We start from the raw sequence: 16,469 nt of genomic DNA, 5'->3' as shown, positions 1-16,469 counted from the left end.
TCACACCATCATCATGACGGGGTTTTCGATGAGCTGCCTGAAGGCGCCGATCAGCTCGGCGCCGAGCGCGCCGTCGATCGCGCGATGGTCGCAGGACAGCGTCACGCTCATGATGCTGGCGATCTCGATCTTGCCATTGCGCACCACCGGCCGTTCCTCGCTGGTGCCGACGGCGAGGATCGTCGCATGCGGCGGGTTGATCACGGCGGTGAAGTGGTTGATGCCGTACATGCCGAGGTTGGAGACGGCGGTGGTGCCGCCCTGATACTCTTCCGGCTTCAGCTTGCGCGCACGGGCGCGGGCGGCAAAATCCTTCATCTCGCTCGATATGACCGACAGCGTCTTGGTTTCCGCTTTCCGGATGATCGGCGTGATCAGGCCGCCCGGCATCGCCACCGCCACGCCGATGTCGGAATGCTTGTGCTTGACCATGCCGCCTTCGGTCCAGCTCACATTGCAGTTCGGGATCTTCTGCAGCGCGACCGCCATCGCCTTGATAACGAAGTCATTCACCGAGAGCTTGTAGAGCGGCTTCTTATCGGCATCCTTCGGCGCGGCGGCGTTGATCTCCTCGCGGGCGGCGAGCAGCTTGCCGATGTCGCAGTCGATCGTCAGATAGAAATGCGGGATCTGCTGGATCGACGCGGTCAGGCGCTGCGCGATGGTGCGGCGCATGCCGTCATGCGGCACGATCTCATAAGAACCCGGCTCGAACAGCGCGAGGATCTGCTGATCCGACATTGACGGCGCGATCGACGGCGTCGTGCTGGGCGCAGCCGGCGGCGCCTTCAGGCCCTTGCCGGATTTCGCCTCCTCGACGTCGCGCGCGATGATGCGGCCGTGCGGCCCGGTGCCGTTGATGCGCCCGAGCTCAATGCCGGCTCCCTTGGCAAGACGGCGCGCCAGCGGCGACGAGAAGATGCGGGCGTGGCCGTTGCCCTGGGGCGCCGGTGCCGCGGCTTGCGGCGCGGGTGCCGGGGCTGCAGCAGGCGCCGCAGCTTTCGGTGCCGGCGCCGGTTGGGCGGGGGCCGGCGCAGGCGCCGGTGCTGGAGCGGGCTTTGCGGCAGGCGCCTCAGCGGCTTTCGGCGGTGCAGCGCCTGCGCCGCTCGCTGCCGCCTTCACGTCCTCGCCGTCGCCGGCCATCACCGCGATCACGTCGTTGACCGGGACGTCCTGCGTACCCTCAGGCACCAGGATTTTGGCGATGGTGCCCTCGTCGACCGCCTCGACTTCCATCGTCGCCTTGTCGGTCTCGATCTCCGCGATCACATCGCCGGACTTGACCTTGTCGCCCTCCTTCTTGAGCCATTTGGCCAGATTGCCCTTCTCCATGGTAGGCGACAGCGCGGGCATCAGGATGTTGATGGGCATGGTGACCTCACAAAGCTAACTTTTGCATGGCGGCTTCCGTCGCTTGAGGAAACCTGCCGGAATCGTGTGGGCGGATCGGTGTGGGCAGAGGACGCCTCAATTGCCGATATCGCCCTGCCAGGTGCGCTCGTTGGCGGGATCCGAGCGCCAGTTCTTCATCATGTCGATCGACCTCGTGTCGGCAAGATCGATGAAGGGAATGCCGAACTGCGTCAGGATGTCCTTGCTGCCCGGGAACGTCACGGACTCCCCGATGACCAGGAGCTTCAGCTTGAACAATCCGATCGCGCCGGCGCACATCGAGCACGGCGAGAGCGTCGTGTACATGACCGTATCATGGAACGAGGTCAGGCCGGCGTCGCGCAGGCACGACATCTCGCCGTGCAGGATGACGTTCTTCTCCTGCATCCGCCGGTTATGGCCGCGCGCGATGATCTTGTCGTCGCGCGTCAGCACCGCGCCGATCGGCAAACCGCCCTCGGAGATCCCGATCTCCGCCTCGCGGATCGCTTCCGCCATGAAGTCGTAGTGGTATTGCTCGACGGTCACGATCAATGCCCCTGTTTCGATCGCGGCGTGGTGCTGCCCGGATCGGTCGGCCGCGCGACCTCAGCCTGGAACATGTCGATAATGCGGGCGAGCGCCTCTTCCTCGGTGTACTCGCTCTCGCGTGCATAGGCGCGTGCGGCATGGCGCGCGATGTCGACCAGCATCAGGCCCCACGTATCCGGCTCCTCGAAGGCGCGCTGGAACGCGATGGAAAGCCCGCCGTCGACGACAAAGGCGCGCAGCACCTCGATCGCGTCGTCGCGACCCATCACGTCAGGCGGTAATGGCTGTTCCTGCGGCCCTACCATGCGTCACCGGTAACAAACGGCCTTGGCGGCTTCCACCACCTCGGCGACCGAAGGCAAAGCCATCTTCTCCAGATTGGCCGCGTAGGGCATCGGCACGTCCTTGCCGGATACGCGCGTAACGGGCGCATCCAGATAATCGAAGGCATGCTCCATGATACGGGCGGCAACCTCGGCGCCGACGCCGCTCTGCTGCCAGCCCTCCTCGACCGTCACCGCGCGGCCAGTCTTCTTCACGGACTCGACGATGGTCTCGGTGTCCATCGGGCGCAGCGTGCGCAGGTCGACCACTTCGGCCTCGATACCTTCCTTGGCCAGCTCATCGGCCGCCTTCAGCGAATAGGTCATGCCGTTGGACCAGGAGATGATGGTGACGTGCTGGCCTTTGCGCGCCACGCGCGCCTTGCCGATCGGCACGATATAGTCGTCGAGCTTCGGCACCTCGCCGGAATGGCCGTACAGCACCTCGTTCTCGAGGAAGATCACCGGATTGGGATCGCGGATCGCGGATTTCAAGAGGCCCTTGTAGTCGGCGGCCGAGAATGGCGCGATCACCTTCAGCCCTGGGATGTGCGAGTACCAGGACGAATAATCCTGGCTGTGCTGGGCCGCGACGCGGGCGGCGGCGCCGTTCGGCCCGCGGAACACGATCGAGCAGCCCATCTGGCCGCCGGACATATAGAGCGTCTTGGCCGCCGAGTTGATGAGCTGGTCCATCGCCTGCATGGCGAAATTGAAGGTCATGAACTCGACGATCGGCTTGAGGCCCGCCATCGCGGCGCCGATGCCGATGCCGGCAAAGCCATGCTCAGTGATCGGCGTATCGATCACGCGCCTCGCGCCGAACTCCTGCAACAGCCCCTGGCTCACCTTGTAGGCGCCCTGATATTCGGCGACCTCTTCGCCCATCAGGAAGACATCCGGATCGCGCCGCATCTCCTCCGCCATCGCGTCACGGAGCGCTTCGCGGATGGTCTGCGTGATCATCTCGGTGCCGGCGGGCACCTCGGGCTCAGGCTCGCTGACGGCCTTCGGTGCGGCCGGCACTTTCTCTTCTGCCTTGGGCGCAGGTGCTTCGGCCTTGGCCTGTGCGGGAGGCGCGGACTCGGCAGCCTTCTCCTGCTTCGCGGGGCTTACGGCCTTGGCGAGATCGGCAGCACTCTCGCCGTCGGCCAGGATGGTTGCGATCGGCGTGTTGACGGCGACGTCGGCGGTGCCTTCCGGGATCAGGATCTGGCCGAGCGTGCCCTCATCGGTGGCCTCGACCTCCATGGTGGCTTTGTCGGTCTCGATCTCGGCGATGACGTCACCCGACTTGATCGGCTCGCCTTCCTTCTTCAGCCATTTGGCGAGGTTGCCTTTCTCCATCGTGGGAGACAGCGCAGGCATGAGAACTTGAATGGGCATATCGGCTCCCGGATACTCTTTCGTATTCAGTCTGCGCTTAGCGGTAGACGTCGGTGTAGAGCTCGGACGGATCGGGCTCGGGATCGTGCTGCGCGAAGTCGGCGGCGGCATTGACGATATCGCGCACCTCGGCGTCGATCGACTTCAAGTCCTGCTCGCTGACGTCGGCGGCGAGCAGGCGGTTGCGGACCTGCTCGATCGGGTCATGGTCATGGCGAACCTTCTCCACCTCCTCGCGGGTCCGGTACTTGGCCGGATCGGACATCGAGTGGCCGCGATAGCGATAGGTCTGCATCTCCAGGATATAGGGCCCCTTGCCGGCACGGCACCAGGCGACCGCCTCGTCACCTGCCGCCTTCACTGCGCGCACGTCCATGCCGTCGACCTGCCGCCCCGGGATGTTGAAGGAGATGCCGCGCTTGGAGAAATCGGTTTGCGCCGAGGAGCGCGTCACCGAGGTGCCCATGGCATAGCGGTTGTTCTCGATGATGTAGACCACCGGCAGCTTCCACAGCTCGGCCATGTTGAAGCTTTCATAGACCTGGCCCTGGTTGGCGGCGCCGTCGCCGAAATAGGCCAGGCTCACGAAATCGTTTTCCCGGTAGCGGTTGGCGAAGGCGAGCCCGGTGCCGAGCGAGACCTGCGCGCCGACGATGCCGTGGCCGCCGTAGAAATGCTCGGCCACGCTGAACATGTGCATGGAGCCGCCCTTGCCCTTGGAATAGCCGCCGCGGCGTCCGGTTAGCTCGGCCATCACGCCCTTGGCATCCATGCCGCAGGCCAGCATGTGGCCATGGTCCCGGTAGCCCGTTATGACCTGGTCACCCTTCTTCAGGGTCATCTGCATGCCGACCACGACGGCTTCCTGGCCGATATAGAGATGGCAGAAGCCGCCGATCGCGCCCATGCCGTAGAGCTGCCCGGCCTTCTCCTCGAAGCGCCGAATCAGGAGCATGTCGCGCAGCGCCTTGAGTTCCTGCTCCTTGGTGAATTCCGGCGGGGAGCCGTCCCCCTTCTCCTGCCCTGCTTCCTTTGTGACGCTTTTCTTGGGTGCGGCCATGGCATTTCCGGATGAGAGGGGTGATTTGGCCCTCTCTATCCCAACTCAAACGGCCGGGGAAGGATTGCGTGATGTCGCACGGCAATTGCTATGCCGCAGTGCAGCGGAGATCAAAATATTACTATCGATTGATGCGTTTGTTCGGAATTTCATTGCGTGACAACGGCGCGGGCAGACGCCGCGCCGTCATCACGCCCCCGTATCAGAAGAAGCCGAGCTTCTTGGGGCTGTAGCTGACCAACAGATTCTTGGTCTGCTGATAGTGGTCGAGCATCATCTTGTGGGTCTCGCGGCCGATGCCCGACTGCTTGTAGCCGCCGAACGCCGCGTGCGCCGGATAAGCGTGGTAGCAGTTGGTCCAGACGCGGCCGGCCTGGATCGCCCGCCCAAACCGGTAGCAGCGGTTGGCATCGCGGCTCCAGACGCCGGCACCAAGGCCGTAGAGCGTGTCGTTGGCGATGGCGAGCGCCTCCTCATCGGTCTTGAACGTGGTCACCGACACAACCGGGCCAAATATCTCCTCCTGGAAGATCCGCATCCGGTTGTTGCCTTCGAACACGGTGGGTTGGACATAGAAGCCGCCTTCGAGATCACCGGGCAGCATCGCGCGGGCCCCGCCGGTCAGGAGCTTGGCCCCCTCTTTCGTGCCGATGTCGATGTAGGAAAGAATTTTCTCGAGCTGCTCGTTCGAGGCCTGGGCGCCGATCATGGTGGCGGGATTGCGCGGGTCGCCCTGCTCGATCGCCGCGACGCGCTTCAGCGCTTTCTCCATGAAGCGCTCATAGATCTGTTCCTGCACCAACGCCCGGCTCGGACAGGTGCAGACTTCGCCCTGGTTCAGCGCGAACATCACAAAGCCCTCGATCGCCTTGTCGAGGAAATCGTCGTCTTCCGCCGCCACGTCCTTGAAGAAGATGTTCGGCGACTTGCCGCCGAGCTCGAGCGTGACCGGGATCAGGTTCTGGCTGGCGTATTGCATGATCAGCCGGCCCGTCGTGGTTTCGCCCGTGAACGCGATCTTGGCGATCCGCGAGCTCGACGCCAGCGGCTTGCCGGCCTCTAACCCGAAGCCATTGACGATGTTGAGGACGCCTGGTGGCAGCAGGTCGGCAACGAGTTCGATCCACACCATGATCGATGCCGGGGTCTGCTCGGCGGGCTTCAGCACCACGCAATTGCCGGCGGCAAGCGCGGGCGCCAGTTTCCAGCACGCCATCAGAAGCGGAAAGTTCCACGGAATGATCTGGCCGACAACGCCAAGCGGCTCATGAAAGTGATAGGCCACGGTGTCGTGGTCGATCTCGGCGAGGCTCCCCTCCTGCCCGCGCACGACGCCGGCGAAGTAGCGAAAATGATCGATCGCGAGCGGCACGTCGGCGGCGCGGGTCTCGCGGATCGGCTTGCCATTGTCCCAGGTCTCGGCGATCGCGAGCCGCTCCAGGTTCTCCTCCATGCGGTCGGCGATCCGGTTGAGGATGTTGGCCCGCTCCACGACGCTATGGCGTCCCCACGCGTCCTTGGCGGCATGTGCGGCATCGAGCGCGAGCTCGATGTCCTGCGCATCCGAGCGCGCGATCTTGCAGACCACCTTGCCGGTCACCGGCGAGGCGTTGTCGAAATACTTGCCCGAGCGCGGCGCAACCCATTTGCCGCCGATGAAATTGTCGTAGCGCTCCGCGAACGGGTTCGTCGATGTCGTGAGGAATTCAGGCTTGTTCATGCTTCACTCCCGCTGTTGTTTGATTGCTGACCATCGCCGGCTCATGCCGCGCGATGGCAGGAAAAACATGTCGGGCGGAAGCAAGGATGTCAGCGGGGTGGCATCAGAACACGACGCCAACCTGTCGCAGATTTGCGACACTCAGAACGCGGGGACCGACGCGTTTCATTCTGGAGGACGATAGGGCTGCGTGAGCTTCCAGAAACTTCTCTCGAAGCGCAGATAAACCGCGAGGACAGCGAGTGCCGCCATCCAACCTCCAGATTGCCCTTACCATTCTGAATCCGTAAGAGTAGTGCTCATCAAAAGGATTACCGGTTTGAGCACTTTAGATCCCAGTGACAGTTCTCAGCTTTCGGTTCTCGCCGAAGAGATTCGTCATTTCCGGAAGAAGAACAACTTCTCGCTCGAACAGCTCGCCGAGGCGTCCGGTGTCAGCCGCTCCATGATCTCCAAGATCGAGCGCTGCGAGACGGTTCCCTCCACGGTGATCCTGTCCAAGCTGGCGGAAGCTCTGGGCGTCACGTTCTCCCAACTGATGGCGCCCGCGGTCGAACGCGAGATCGTTTATATCCCGGCCGCCCGCCAGCCGATCCTGAGGGACGAGGAATCCGGCTTCCTGCGGCGGTGTATTTCTCCGGTGCTTCCCGGGCGCGGGATCGACTGGGTGCTCAACACGCTGCCGCCGGAAGCGGAAACCGGAACCTTCGTGGCCCATCGCCGGGGCGTGGAGGAGTACATCTTCGTGCTGCGCGGACGGATGCGGGTCTCGATCGGCGATCAGCGCGTCAATCTCAATCAGGGGGATTCCCTTTATTTCCAGGCGGATGCCGACCATTCGTTCCTCAATCTCGGCAAGACGCCATGCGAGTATTTCCTCGTGATCGACACCGCGAAGGTACGATCGTGATCCACTGAAGTGGAAACTAATCTCCTATCCGCGTCGTGATCCGCCGTGACCGATGCCGCGGCCAAAGCTGCTTTTTCAGTCACTTCGGTCAATTGATGGGCGTCGGCGCGCCGTCGCAGGCGCCTTGCCGTACTCGCATGCAGCGCCGAATTTGCGGGCTTTTTTGGCGCCAGCAGCTTCCAAATTCATCAAAGCATTCGAGCTTGCGAAAAAGCTCAGCGTTTTCGGCGGAGGAATTCCGGCACACCGCTTGCATCCACTACTTTAGAAAAATCTCTCATAAACGGGAAATGTGTTCCCCGGGGTTTTTTGAGGAGTTGGAAATGAGCATTGCTGCGACCATATCTGACGCCCGAACGGCTGGCTCCAAGATGCGATCGATCGTGATTGCGAGCAGCGTCGGCACCATCATTGAGTGGTATGACTTCCTGATCTATGCGACCGCTGCGGCGCTCGTGTTTAATAAGACGTTCTTTCCGACCATTGATCCGCTGACGGGAACGCTTGCCGCGCTCGGCACTTACGCCGTCGGCTTTGTGGCCCGCCCGCTAGGCGGCGCGCTGTTCGGGCACTTCGGCGACCGGATGGGGCGCAAGTCGATGCTCGTGCTCACGATGTTCATCATGGGCCTCAGCACGTTCTGCATCGGGTTACTGCCGAACTACGCCTCCATCGGTGTGCTCGCCCCCATCCTCCTGATCCTGCTGCGCATCATTCAAGGCATCGGCCTTGGCGGTGAGTGGGGCGGCGCCTCGCTGATGGTCATCGAGCATTCGCCCGCCGACAAGCGCGGCTTCTACGGCAGCTTCGTGCAGATCGGTTTTCCCATCGGCCTGGTGCTGGCGACGCTGGTGTTTGCGCTGGCGACGAAGCTTCCCGAGGCCGACTTCCAGGCGTGGGGCTGGCGCATTCCGTTCCTGGCCAGCGTCCTTCTGCTCGCGCTCGGTACGTTCATCCGCTCGCGGGTTCCGGAGACACCGGTCTTCGAGAAGATGAAGGCCACCGACTCGTTCTCGAAGAATCCGTTCGGCGAGGCTCTCGGCAAAAACTTCAGGACGTTCCTCATCGCCGTCGGCCTGAAGCTGTCCGAAGTGTCCTGGGTCTATATGCTCACGGTGTTCGTGGTCGTGTACGCCACAACGACACTGGCGCTGCCCAAGCAGATGATGCTCGATGCGGTGATGTATGCCGCATTGTTCGAGCTGATCACGCTGCCTCTGTTCGGCTGGCTGTCGGACAAGATCGGTCGCCGCGTGTTCTTCATCCTGGGCGCACTGTTCACCATCGCTTTCGCGTTTCCCCTGTTCTGGATGCTGGAAACCAAGAGCGTCGCCACGGTGACGCTGGCCATCATCATCGCCATGAATTTCGGGCACGGCATGATGTTCGGACTGGAATCCACCTACTTTCCCGAACTGTTCGGGCCGCGGGTTCGCTACAGCGGCGCTTCGTTCGGATTTCAGGCGGCGGCCGCCATCGGCGGCGGATTCTCGCCGATCATCGCTACGGCGCTGGTCGGTTACTTTGGCGGCACCGCGGGCGTCTCGGTGATGATGATCGGCATCGCCATCCTGACGCTGTGGGCGGCCTTTGCCGCGCGGGAAACCAAGGATGACACTATCGGCTGAAGCGGAAAAGCTCCATGCTGTTTGGAATCTTCATCTACGACGGCGTCGAGCCGATTGATCTCGCAACCTTCGGCGTGCTGTCCATGGCACGCCGGATCGTTCCTCGCATCCGCATCTGCACCATCGCGCCGAACGCGGGTATCGTCCGCCTGTCCAATGGTCTCGACGTCATCGCGCAGTTCGGCATCGACGATGCGCCGGTGTGCGATGTCGTCATCGTGACCGGCGGTCCGGGATGGGAGCAGCAGGCCGTGTCGGAGACAACCCTGGACTACATCCGGCGCGTCCATGCCTCGACGCAGGTGGCCTCCGTCTGTACGGGCGGCATGATCCTCGCGGCCAGCGGCGTGCTCGACGGCATCGCCGCCACCACGAAACGCGCGATCGCGCCACCGGAGGTGTCACCGCTCGGGCGGATGCGCAGCACGTATCCGCAGATCGATGCGCAGGAGGCTCCCATCGTCGACAGCGGTGCGGTGGTGACGGGCGGAGGCGTGTCGCTCTGCATCGACACCACGCTGCACATCATCCAGCGCATGCTGGGTGAAGCCGTCGCCAGCGAAACCGCGCGCATCATCGAGTATCAGCGCGCACGCAAAGCCAACATGAACCGCGAGGAATTTCTCGCGGGATAGACCTCGACTCGAACGTCAGAAAAAGAAAGCGAAGACCACATGACTACCAAATTCCTCGTCAGCACCGACAAGGCCGCGCCCGCGGCCGGTCCGTATTCGCAGGCCGTGCGGACCGACCAACTCGTGTTTGCGTCCGGGCAGCTTCCGATCGATCCTGCAAGCGGGACGATTCCGGAGGGCATCGAACAGCAGACACGCCAGTCGCTGGCCAATTTGTCCGCGGTGCTGGAAGCAGGCGGCGCTTCCTTCGAGAGCGTCGTCAAGACCACGGTGTTCCTGAAGAACATGGACGACTTCGCCGTGATGAACGGGATCTACGCCGAGTTCTTCAGCTATGCGCCGCCGGCGCGTTCGACCATCGAGGTCGCGCGGCTACCGAAGGATGCGTTAGTGGAAGTCGAAGCCATTGCGCTACGCACCAAAGGATAAGCCATGAACATGCGTTCGCCAGGGCGGCCGCCGCCGAAGATGATCGAGGCGTTCGCGCATCCCGCAGGTTCGGTCGCCGTCACCAAAGACGGCGGCGCCACGCAGTGGCGCGGCGTCCTGCTGCACATCCACATCGCGCCAAGCGCCAGCTACGAGATGGAGGAGCTTGCCGAGGCGGAATGCGTGGCCGGACGGGGGATCGTCGGCGACCGTTACTATAACGGTCTCGGCACCTATTCGCCGAAGCCTGATGTGCGCGAGCTCACGCTGATCGAGCAGGAAGCGCTGGATGCTATCTCCCGCAACGATCCTCCCTTGCAGCAGGCGCCGATCACGCTGGAGCCGCGCGACCACCGCCGCAATCTGACAGTGAAGGGCGTGCCGCTGAACCATCTCGTCGGGCGGCGTTTTCGCGTCGGCGACGTGATCCTGCGCGGCGGGCGGCTGAACTTTCCGTGCAAGTACCTGGAAGAGCTTTTGGGTCTGCCGGTCTTCCTCCCGCTCTACAATCGCTCCGGACTGAACTGTGGCATCGAGCGTGGCGGCATCATCCACCCAGGCGACAAGATCGAGTTGTTGAGCCCATGACAGCACGTTTGATCATGAAGCTGCGTGTCGAGAATCTGAGCTTCTCGACACCGGACGTTGTTCACCTGAAGCTCGTTCATCCCCTGCGGCCGGCTCTGCCTGAATGGAGCGCGGGTGCCCATGTCGACATGCGCCTGCCCGACGGGCGCGTGCGGCAATACTCCTTGTGTGGCGATCCAGCTGACACCGCGCGCTACGAGATCGCCATCAAACGGGAGGCGAACGGCCGTGGCGGCTCGGTGTGGGCGCACCAGACACTGAGAGAGGGCTGCGAAGTCCACATCTCCGCGCCGCGCAACAATCTTCCTCTAACGTCGGACGGCGAACGCTATGTCCTGATCGCGGGCGGGATCGGCATCACGCCGTTGCTGGCGATGGCGCGCAGCCTGAAGCAGTGGGGCAAGGCATTTACGCTCCACTATTGTGCGAGGTCGCCATCCGAGGCGCCGCTGCTCGCTGAACTGGTGCAGGTCTGCGGCGATGATCTGCAATGCTGGTTCTCCAAACACGGCGAACGGTTCGATCCGGCAGTGATCGGTCCACACAGTCCCAGCACCCACGTCTACATCTGTGGGCCGCAACGGCTGCTTGATGCTGTGCAGTCGTCGCTGTCGGAATGGTCCGAGGAGCAGATTCACTGCGAACATTTTCAGATGACGGTGGATGAGAACTTCAAGCCCGAGCCGTTCGAGGCCACCGTGGCGTCCACCGGGCAGCGGATTCTGGTGCCTGCGGATAAGTCGTTGCTCGATGTGCTGCGCGAGCATGATTTCCCGCTGCCGTCGTCCTGCGAGATGGGCGTCTGCGGCTCCTGCGAATGTGGCTATCGCGACGGCATTGTCCTGCATCGCGACAAGGTGTTGCCGACGTCGAAGCGCCAGGACCGGCTGATGCTATGCGTCTCGCGCGCTCGGGTGAGTGTAACATTGGAGCTGTAGTGAAGGTTCCTTCACGCGCACCAAAGGAGGCGGCTTCATCGCAGCATCGGAACCTTCCCTTTGCAAGGTCGCCTCCTGTTTCAGAATCGATATGACATGCGGCTAGGCTTCGCCGCTTCTGACCCGTAGCCGATATGTGCGGCCGCGCCGTTGACGTTGCCGCCCTCACCTTCCTTCGAGCATTTCGACGAGCTGAACGAGATTGCCGCATGTGTCGTCAAAGACAGCCATTCTGACGGGGCCAGCATCCATCGGCTGTACCGTGAATTCGACACCGAGGTCGCGCAATCTCTCGAACTCTTTTTCGAGATCATCCACCTTGAATGACGCTGCAGGAATCCCGTCGTTCACGAGCGCAGATTTGTATGGCCCAACGGCGGGGTGCTCACTCGGCTCAAGCAGGAGTTCGGTTCCTTCCGGTGCCTCCTTCGACACGACAGTCAACCAGCGATGATCGCCGCCGAGCGGGATATCGTGCTTGACGATGAAACCCAGCTTCTCCGTGTAGAAATCCAGGGCCTTGGCCTGATCGTCAACGAAGACGCTCATGACATAGATCCTCATGTCGCACTCCCTTTTTTCAGATGCTTGTTGAGCCAGGCGTCGGCGGCTTTCCGCAGAGGCGCAGTATCGAGAGTATGCATCTTGGTGCGCCCGCTCCAATGCGTCTGGACAAGCCCAGCCCTCTCCAGCATGTCGAGGTGCTGCGAGATCGTTTGTCGCGACAGGCTTCTGCCATCCTCTGCGACCGACGAAGCGCAGATCTCAAACAAGGACTGCCCGGGACGCTTCGCCAAGCGATCAAGGATGCGGCGACGCACGGGATCGCCGAGCGCCTTGAAGACATTGTCGAGCTGGTCGTCGTCCACCCGGATTAACATGCAGTAATTTTACTGCATGTTAAGTTGCGCGTCGCAAGGGAGCAGCGACCATATGTCTCCGAGTGATGCGATGACGCGCGCAGCCTGACCGTATCGTTCGACCAAGGGTTCTGTCAGGCAAGCGACTACTGCTGCGCGACAAGTTGTCCTCGCGAAAATGGCTACCCTATGGTTGAAATTTGAGCTAAGCTATACGGATTGTCGCAGGGCAAAATTGCAGGACGCGAAGACAAAATTCGATTGTACCCAGAACATCAGCAAGGGCGATCCGCGGAACGATTTACCAGTCCGGGCTCGACCTCGCCGATCTCGGCCAATACCGCGGCTGCGATCGCGCAATTCGATAAGGCACCTGTAGTCGATCAGTCTGTCGTCGAAGAGGACGATCCCATTGCTGCGCCTGGACGCGCTGGAATGGGCCGATTTGTAGAGAAGCGCGCTGAAATACGCCGATTAAGTCACACCCATGCTTGCAGCGTGAACCAGCACACACACCGGCGACGGATCACGTTGTAAAATACACGCGCCGTTTTTTCTGCGTACGGCTGCGTACTGCATGGGTAACAGTTTGGTTCATGCCGGTGTGCGCCTCAAAGGCCGAAGACGCAATCTCTTGCAAAATAGCTATTGGGTGACACGGGAGCGAAATAGACGGTCAAGGAAAGGACTACTGATCGTCTATCAGATGAAACAGTTTATTTGGCCCGACACTCACGCATGATCGGGCCTTACCAGTTGATTTGTGCCGGGGAGTCGTTTTGTGGACAATACGACGAAGCCGACCCTGCATGACACCTTCAAGCCTGATGTGGCGTCTCGCCCTGAAAGCCACAAGGTACAGGGCGCTTTGGCTGCATCGGCCAACTACTTTGTTGTCGATCCGGTTTTCTTGGCCACCGCTTCAGTGCAGCCGTATCAACGGGCGCACCACGATCCGATCTTTCGGCCGCTTAGAATCTACACACTCGATCCAACGGCAAGTCGCCTGGATGGTGCAGTGGCTACGATAAACGTCCCATTCGAACAATTGAGCTCGGGTCCAGTGGGCAGCATCCTGGAAGTGGTCGATTGGGACCAAACGACCGGGCAGTCCAACGAGCCGGTGGACTTGGACAATCCTCGCATCCTGATGGAGAGCGGACGAGTCCCCTCGCCGTCCGACCCCATGTTCCGGCAACAAATGGTCTACGCTGTCTGCGCGTCCACCTACTATGCCTTCCGGCGGGCGCTTGGCCGCGATCCGTGCTGGGGCTTCCGTGCCAAGCCCGGCCAAGCTTATCCAAAGCTCAGGATTCGACCGCAGGCGTTCTGCGACCGCAACGCCTACTACGATCCGTCGGCAGGTGAACTCAAGTTCGGATACTTCAGTGCCGATGGTGACGTTCAGGGGCGCAGCCGCCCCCATGGCCGGGTCTTCACCAGCCTTTCACACGACATCATCGTGCACGAAATGACTCACGCGTTGCTGGATGGTCTCCGGACGCGCTTTCGGCTGCCGACCCACCCGGATGTCTCGGCCTTCCACGAAGGATTTGCCGACCTTGTGGCAATCCTCATGCACTTCTCATATTCGGATGTCGTTCATGCCGCGATTGAGCGGTCGGGCGCCAAGCTTGAGACCGATGAGCTGCTTCTGTCACTCGCTTCCCAATTCGGACATGCCACGGGTTCTGGCGGACCGTTACGCTCAGCGATCACTCTCGCTGGCCCTGGGCAGCACGAGGAACGCAGCATCGAACGGTATGACAAGGCTGGAGACGAGCCACACGAGCGCGGTTCGCTTCTGGTAACCGCGATCTTCGAAGCATTCGCGACGGTCCTGCGGCGGAAGACGAAACGGTACCTTCGCCTGGCGCGTCTGGCTCCCGGTGAAGCTCCCGGCCCGGAGCTCGCCGGGATTTTCGCGGACCAGGCAAGCACATTGGCATCGCAGTTTCTTTCAATTTGCATACGTGCCATCGACTACTGCCCGCCGTTCGACCTGCGTTTTGGCGAATATCTGCGAGCCCTGATCACTGCGGATTTCGATCTCGTTCAAGACGATCCCTTCGGCTATCGCGAGGCCATCATCGACTCGTTCGCGCGCCGCCGCATCTACGCCGATGACGTGCCGGACCTCGCGGAGGATTCTTTGCTGTGGCGACCACCTGACAGAAAGATGGAGCCGATCGAAGCCCTGCACTTCAAGGAGATGCGCTTCGCCGGCGATCCGGGACGAGCAGCCGATGAGACCGAGCTGCGACGCCAGGCCGAGGCACTTGGGGCCTATGTCATGCGGCCAGGATATGCACATGCGTTCGGCTGTGCCTTGCCAGGCGACAGCCGATTGGAGGGCGATCGCGTCGATCCGGCCGTTGTTGGTTCTATTCGATCCCTTCGTCGTGTCGGACCGGACCGGCAGGTCACCTTCGATACTGTAGCCGAGATCACCCAGCGGCGCTGGTGCAAGCAGAGCTCGAAAGCAACACGTGAAGTTTTCGGCGGCTCTACCGTCATCCTGGGTCCGGATGGGCAAGTTCGCTACGTGATCCGCAAGAGCGTTACGGATCGACGCCGAATACAGGCACAAGCAGACTATCTTGACAGCAAAGGCGGCTCGAAAGGGTGGACGAAACGCGGAATGCGCCGTCACCTGCCACGATCGAGCAAATGCCATCTCTTCCAGCAGAATGTCGACGACGCCAGCAAGCAGCAACGATGAGGAGGATAATATGTGCGATAGCGACCAGAAACTCCGCCAGGCTTTGATGAAAATCGCGGAGGTGGCTCAGACAGCCGTGGATAGCGGTCCGTATACGGACGAAGACGATAGCAAACCGCATGGCGAGACGACGCGAGGTTCCCATACCCACGCGGGTGGGAGAAACGCGCACTGTTCGATTAAGCAACTGCCCGATCGTCTGGTCGAGAAGGCCGCAAAGACCGCAATATCAATCAACCCCGTGAATCGGGTTAGCTTCGGCCCGATCGGCGCTGTGGCGCGCGGTCTGGTGCTCTCGCCGGCAGCGATTTCAGTTCTGGTTGGGAAGTATTGGGGCCCGCAGCAGCGGCAACTCACGGTCAGCTTTCTGGATGGCGGGCCAAGCGATCTGCGCCGCCGGATCATTCAGCACATGAATGCCTGGAACCAAACCGCCGGCATCTCGTTCGTGGAGACCCGCGGTGTCGGGAAGGTGCGTATCTCGCGGAATCAAGCCGGATATTGGTCCTATCTCGGCACCGACATTCTGCATATCCCCAGCAATCGGCCGACGCTGAACCTCCAGGGTTTCACGATGAACATGCCGGAACGCGAATTCCATCGTGTGGTTCGTCATGAAGCCGGGCACACGCTCGGCTTCCCGCATGAGCACATGCGTGAGGAGCTGGTTGCGCTCATAGACCCAGAGAAGGCGTACGATTTCTTCCTGCGCACACAGGGTTGGTCTCGCGAGATGGTGGACCAGCAGGTGCTGACACCGCTCAGCCAGGATACGATCATGGGCACCCCGCCGGACCAGGATTCGATCATGTGCTACCAGCTTCCGGGATCGATTACGAAAACCGGCGAGCCGATCCGGGGAGGCATAGACATCAACGCCACCGACGCCGCGTTCGCCGGGCGGATCTACCCGAAGGTGTCGGCTGAGCGTGCCCCGTCGATCCAGGCTGGGATGGGCCTCGCCGACGAATGGTCGCCATCGGAAGACGTGGAAGTGGACGACGAACTGGTGCAGTAACGCTTTGGCGCACCTTATCGAGATCCAGGCATGCGACGCCCCCCCACCCGTGCTGCACGTGCGGGTGGGAGACTTGCTGCTGTTCGGGGCAACCGGCGGGCGCGTTCTGGAAGGCGGGACGACCGTCGAACTCGTGGGGGTCTTCTCGCCCGGCGTGGTCTCGGATGACGGCCGTGTGCTGAGCCCGGCCGGACCGCCGACCAGCGCGTTGTTTCGGGCGCTCCGACCCGGGCAGGCCCGCATCGAGGTGATCAGAGGGGATCCATGGCAGGCTACCCCAGAAACGCGGCAGATCGCGATTGTCGTCGCCGCCTGACGATCAGCTATTG

17 protein-coding genes are annotated in these 16,469 nt (G+C 61.9%); 9 read left to right on the top strand and 8 right to left on the bottom strand.

All coding sequences use genetic code 11. From position 1 onward, the window contains the following. The 6 genes from OZ411_RS05100 to adh all read right to left on the bottom strand — a co-directional run bounded on the left by OZ411_RS05100 (position 1) and on the right by adh (position 6,412). Positions 1-1,371: a pyruvate dehydrogenase complex dihydrolipoamide acetyltransferase gene (locus OZ411_RS05100; protein WP_282527077.1), complete on the bottom strand. Its 1,371-nt coding sequence runs from the start codon at positions 1,369-1,371 to the stop codon at positions 1-3. Positions 1,372-1,467: 96 nt separating this feature from the next. Then, a complete protein-coding gene (locus tag OZ411_RS05095) occupies positions 1,468-1,920 on the bottom strand; it encodes a nucleoside deaminase (protein ID WP_130581730.1) in 453 nt (150 codons plus the stop codon). Positions 1,921-1,922: 2 nt separating this feature from the next. Then, a complete protein-coding gene (locus tag OZ411_RS05090; RefSeq protein ID WP_282527076.1) occupies positions 1,923-2,228 on the bottom strand; it encodes a DUF5076 domain-containing protein in 306 nt (101 codons plus the stop codon). A 3-nt stretch (positions 2,229-2,231) separates the two neighbouring features. Next, a complete protein-coding gene (locus tag OZ411_RS05085) occupies positions 2,232-3,632 on the bottom strand; it encodes a pyruvate dehydrogenase complex E1 component subunit beta (RefSeq protein ID WP_130581732.1) in 1,401 nt (466 codons plus the stop codon). Between the two features lie 37 nt (positions 3,633-3,669). Continuing rightward, on the bottom strand, positions 3,670-4,692 hold the full coding sequence (gene pdhA / locus OZ411_RS05080) for a pyruvate dehydrogenase (acetyl-transferring) E1 component subunit alpha (RefSeq protein WP_282527075.1): 1,023 nt from the start codon (positions 4,690-4,692) through the stop codon (positions 3,670-3,672). A gap of 202 nt (positions 4,693-4,894) precedes the next feature. Continuing rightward, positions 4,895-6,412, bottom strand: coding sequence for an aldehyde dehydrogenase (gene adh, locus OZ411_RS05075; protein WP_282527074.1), 1,518 nt, complete (start codon positions 6,410-6,412; stop codon positions 4,895-4,897). Positions 6,413-6,731: 319 nt separating this feature from the next. Here adh and OZ411_RS05070 point away from each other — a divergent pair, with 319 nt between their 5' ends. The 6 genes from OZ411_RS05070 to OZ411_RS05045 all read left to right on the top strand — a co-directional run bounded on the left by OZ411_RS05070 (position 6,732) and on the right by OZ411_RS05045 (position 11,540). Continuing rightward, a complete protein-coding gene (locus OZ411_RS05070) occupies positions 6,732-7,322 on the top strand; it encodes an XRE family transcriptional regulator (protein ID WP_282527073.1) in 591 nt (196 codons plus the stop codon). A 323-nt stretch (positions 7,323-7,645) separates the two neighbouring features. Beyond that, positions 7,646-8,950, top strand: a complete 1,305-nt coding sequence (locus OZ411_RS05065; RefSeq protein ID WP_282527072.1) for an MFS transporter — start codon at positions 7,646-7,648, stop codon at positions 8,948-8,950. 14 nt (positions 8,951-8,964) lie between these two features. Beyond that, positions 8,965-9,585, top strand: coding sequence for a DJ-1/PfpI family protein (locus tag OZ411_RS05060; protein WP_282527071.1), 621 nt, complete (start codon positions 8,965-8,967; stop codon positions 9,583-9,585). Positions 9,586-9,624: 39 nt separating this feature from the next. Then, entirely contained in the window at positions 9,625-10,014 is a 390-nt protein-coding gene (locus OZ411_RS05055) for a RidA family protein (protein ID WP_282527070.1), read from the top strand. Positions 10,015-10,053: 39 nt separating this feature from the next. Further along, a complete protein-coding gene (locus tag OZ411_RS05050; RefSeq protein WP_207234584.1) occupies positions 10,054-10,602 on the top strand; it encodes an MOSC domain-containing protein in 549 nt (182 codons plus the stop codon). Continuing rightward, a complete protein-coding gene (locus tag OZ411_RS05045) occupies positions 10,599-11,540 on the top strand; it encodes a PDR/VanB family oxidoreductase (protein ID WP_130581739.1) in 942 nt (313 codons plus the stop codon). Before OZ411_RS05050 ends, OZ411_RS05045 begins: the two co-directional genes overlap by 4 nt. A gap of 165 nt (positions 11,541-11,705) precedes the next feature. Here the strand turns inward: OZ411_RS05045 and OZ411_RS05040 are convergent, their stop codons facing one another. Next, the gene (locus OZ411_RS05040) at positions 11,706-12,104 is read right to left on the bottom strand and encodes a VOC family protein (protein WP_282527069.1); all 399 of its coding nucleotides are present in this window, start codon (positions 12,102-12,104) and stop codon (positions 11,706-11,708) included. Beyond that, positions 12,101-12,421: a helix-turn-helix domain-containing protein gene (locus tag OZ411_RS05035; RefSeq protein WP_282527068.1), complete on the bottom strand. Its 321-nt coding sequence runs from the start codon at positions 12,419-12,421 to the stop codon at positions 12,101-12,103. Before OZ411_RS05035 ends, OZ411_RS05040 begins: the two co-directional genes overlap by 4 nt. A gap of 760 nt (positions 12,422-13,181) precedes the next feature. Between OZ411_RS05035 and OZ411_RS05030 the strand changes: the two genes are divergently transcribed. From OZ411_RS05030 to OZ411_RS05020, 3 genes are all read left to right on the top strand, one after another. Further along, a complete protein-coding gene (locus OZ411_RS05030; protein WP_282527067.1) occupies positions 13,182-15,122 on the top strand; it encodes a hypothetical protein in 1,941 nt (646 codons plus the stop codon). A 10-nt stretch (positions 15,123-15,132) separates the two neighbouring features. Further along, on the top strand, positions 15,133-16,140 hold the full coding sequence (locus OZ411_RS05025) for a M12 family metallopeptidase (RefSeq protein WP_282527066.1): 1,008 nt from the start codon (positions 15,133-15,135) through the stop codon (positions 16,138-16,140). A gap of 73 nt (positions 16,141-16,213) precedes the next feature. Beyond that, complete coding sequence (locus OZ411_RS05020; RefSeq protein ID WP_282527065.1) at positions 16,214-16,456, top strand: hypothetical protein; 243 nt, start codon at positions 16,214-16,216, stop codon at positions 16,454-16,456. Positions 16,457-16,469 lie beyond the last annotated feature (13 nt).

Source organism: Bradyrhizobium sp. Arg237L, from assembly GCF_029990105.1.
Taxonomy (GTDB): domain Bacteria; phylum Pseudomonadota; class Alphaproteobacteria; order Rhizobiales; family Xanthobacteraceae; genus Bradyrhizobium.
Note: the sequence above shows the minus strand (reverse complement) of the source record. Positions and strands in the feature narration are given on the sequence as shown.

Coding starts and splice junctions, on each gene's coding strand:
- OZ411_RS05100 (WP_282527077.1), bottom strand. CDS start 1,371: ATGCCCATCAACATCCTGATGCCCGCGCTGTCGCCTACCATGGAGAAG.
- OZ411_RS05090 (WP_282527076.1), bottom strand. CDS start 2,228: ATGGTAGGGCCGCAGGAACAGCCATTACCGCCTGACGTGATGGGTCGC.
- OZ411_RS05085 (WP_130581732.1), bottom strand. CDS start 3,632: ATGCCCATTCAAGTTCTCATGCCTGCGCTGTCTCCCACGATGGAGAAA.
- pdhA (WP_282527075.1), bottom strand. CDS start 4,692: ATGGCCGCACCCAAGAAAAGCGTCACAAAGGAAGCAGGGCAGGAGAAG.
- adh (WP_282527074.1), bottom strand. CDS start 6,412: ATGAACAAGCCTGAATTCCTCACGACATCGACGAACCCGTTCGCGGAG.
- OZ411_RS05065 (WP_282527072.1), top strand. CDS start 7,646: ATGAGCATTGCTGCGACCATATCTGACGCCCGAACGGCTGGCTCCAAG.
- OZ411_RS05060 (WP_282527071.1), top strand. CDS start 8,965: ATGCTGTTTGGAATCTTCATCTACGACGGCGTCGAGCCGATTGATCTC.
- OZ411_RS05055 (WP_282527070.1), top strand. CDS start 9,625: ATGACTACCAAATTCCTCGTCAGCACCGACAAGGCCGCGCCCGCGGCC.
- OZ411_RS05050 (WP_207234584.1), top strand. CDS start 10,054: ATGATCGAGGCGTTCGCGCATCCCGCAGGTTCGGTCGCCGTCACCAAA.
- OZ411_RS05045 (WP_130581739.1), top strand. CDS start 10,599: ATGACAGCACGTTTGATCATGAAGCTGCGTGTCGAGAATCTGAGCTTC.
- OZ411_RS05040 (WP_282527069.1), bottom strand. CDS start 12,104: ATGAGGATCTATGTCATGAGCGTCTTCGTTGACGATCAGGCCAAGGCC.
- OZ411_RS05035 (WP_282527068.1), bottom strand. CDS start 12,421: ATGTTAATCCGGGTGGACGACGACCAGCTCGACAATGTCTTCAAGGCG.
- OZ411_RS05025 (WP_282527066.1), top strand. CDS start 15,133: ATGTGCGATAGCGACCAGAAACTCCGCCAGGCTTTGATGAAAATCGCG.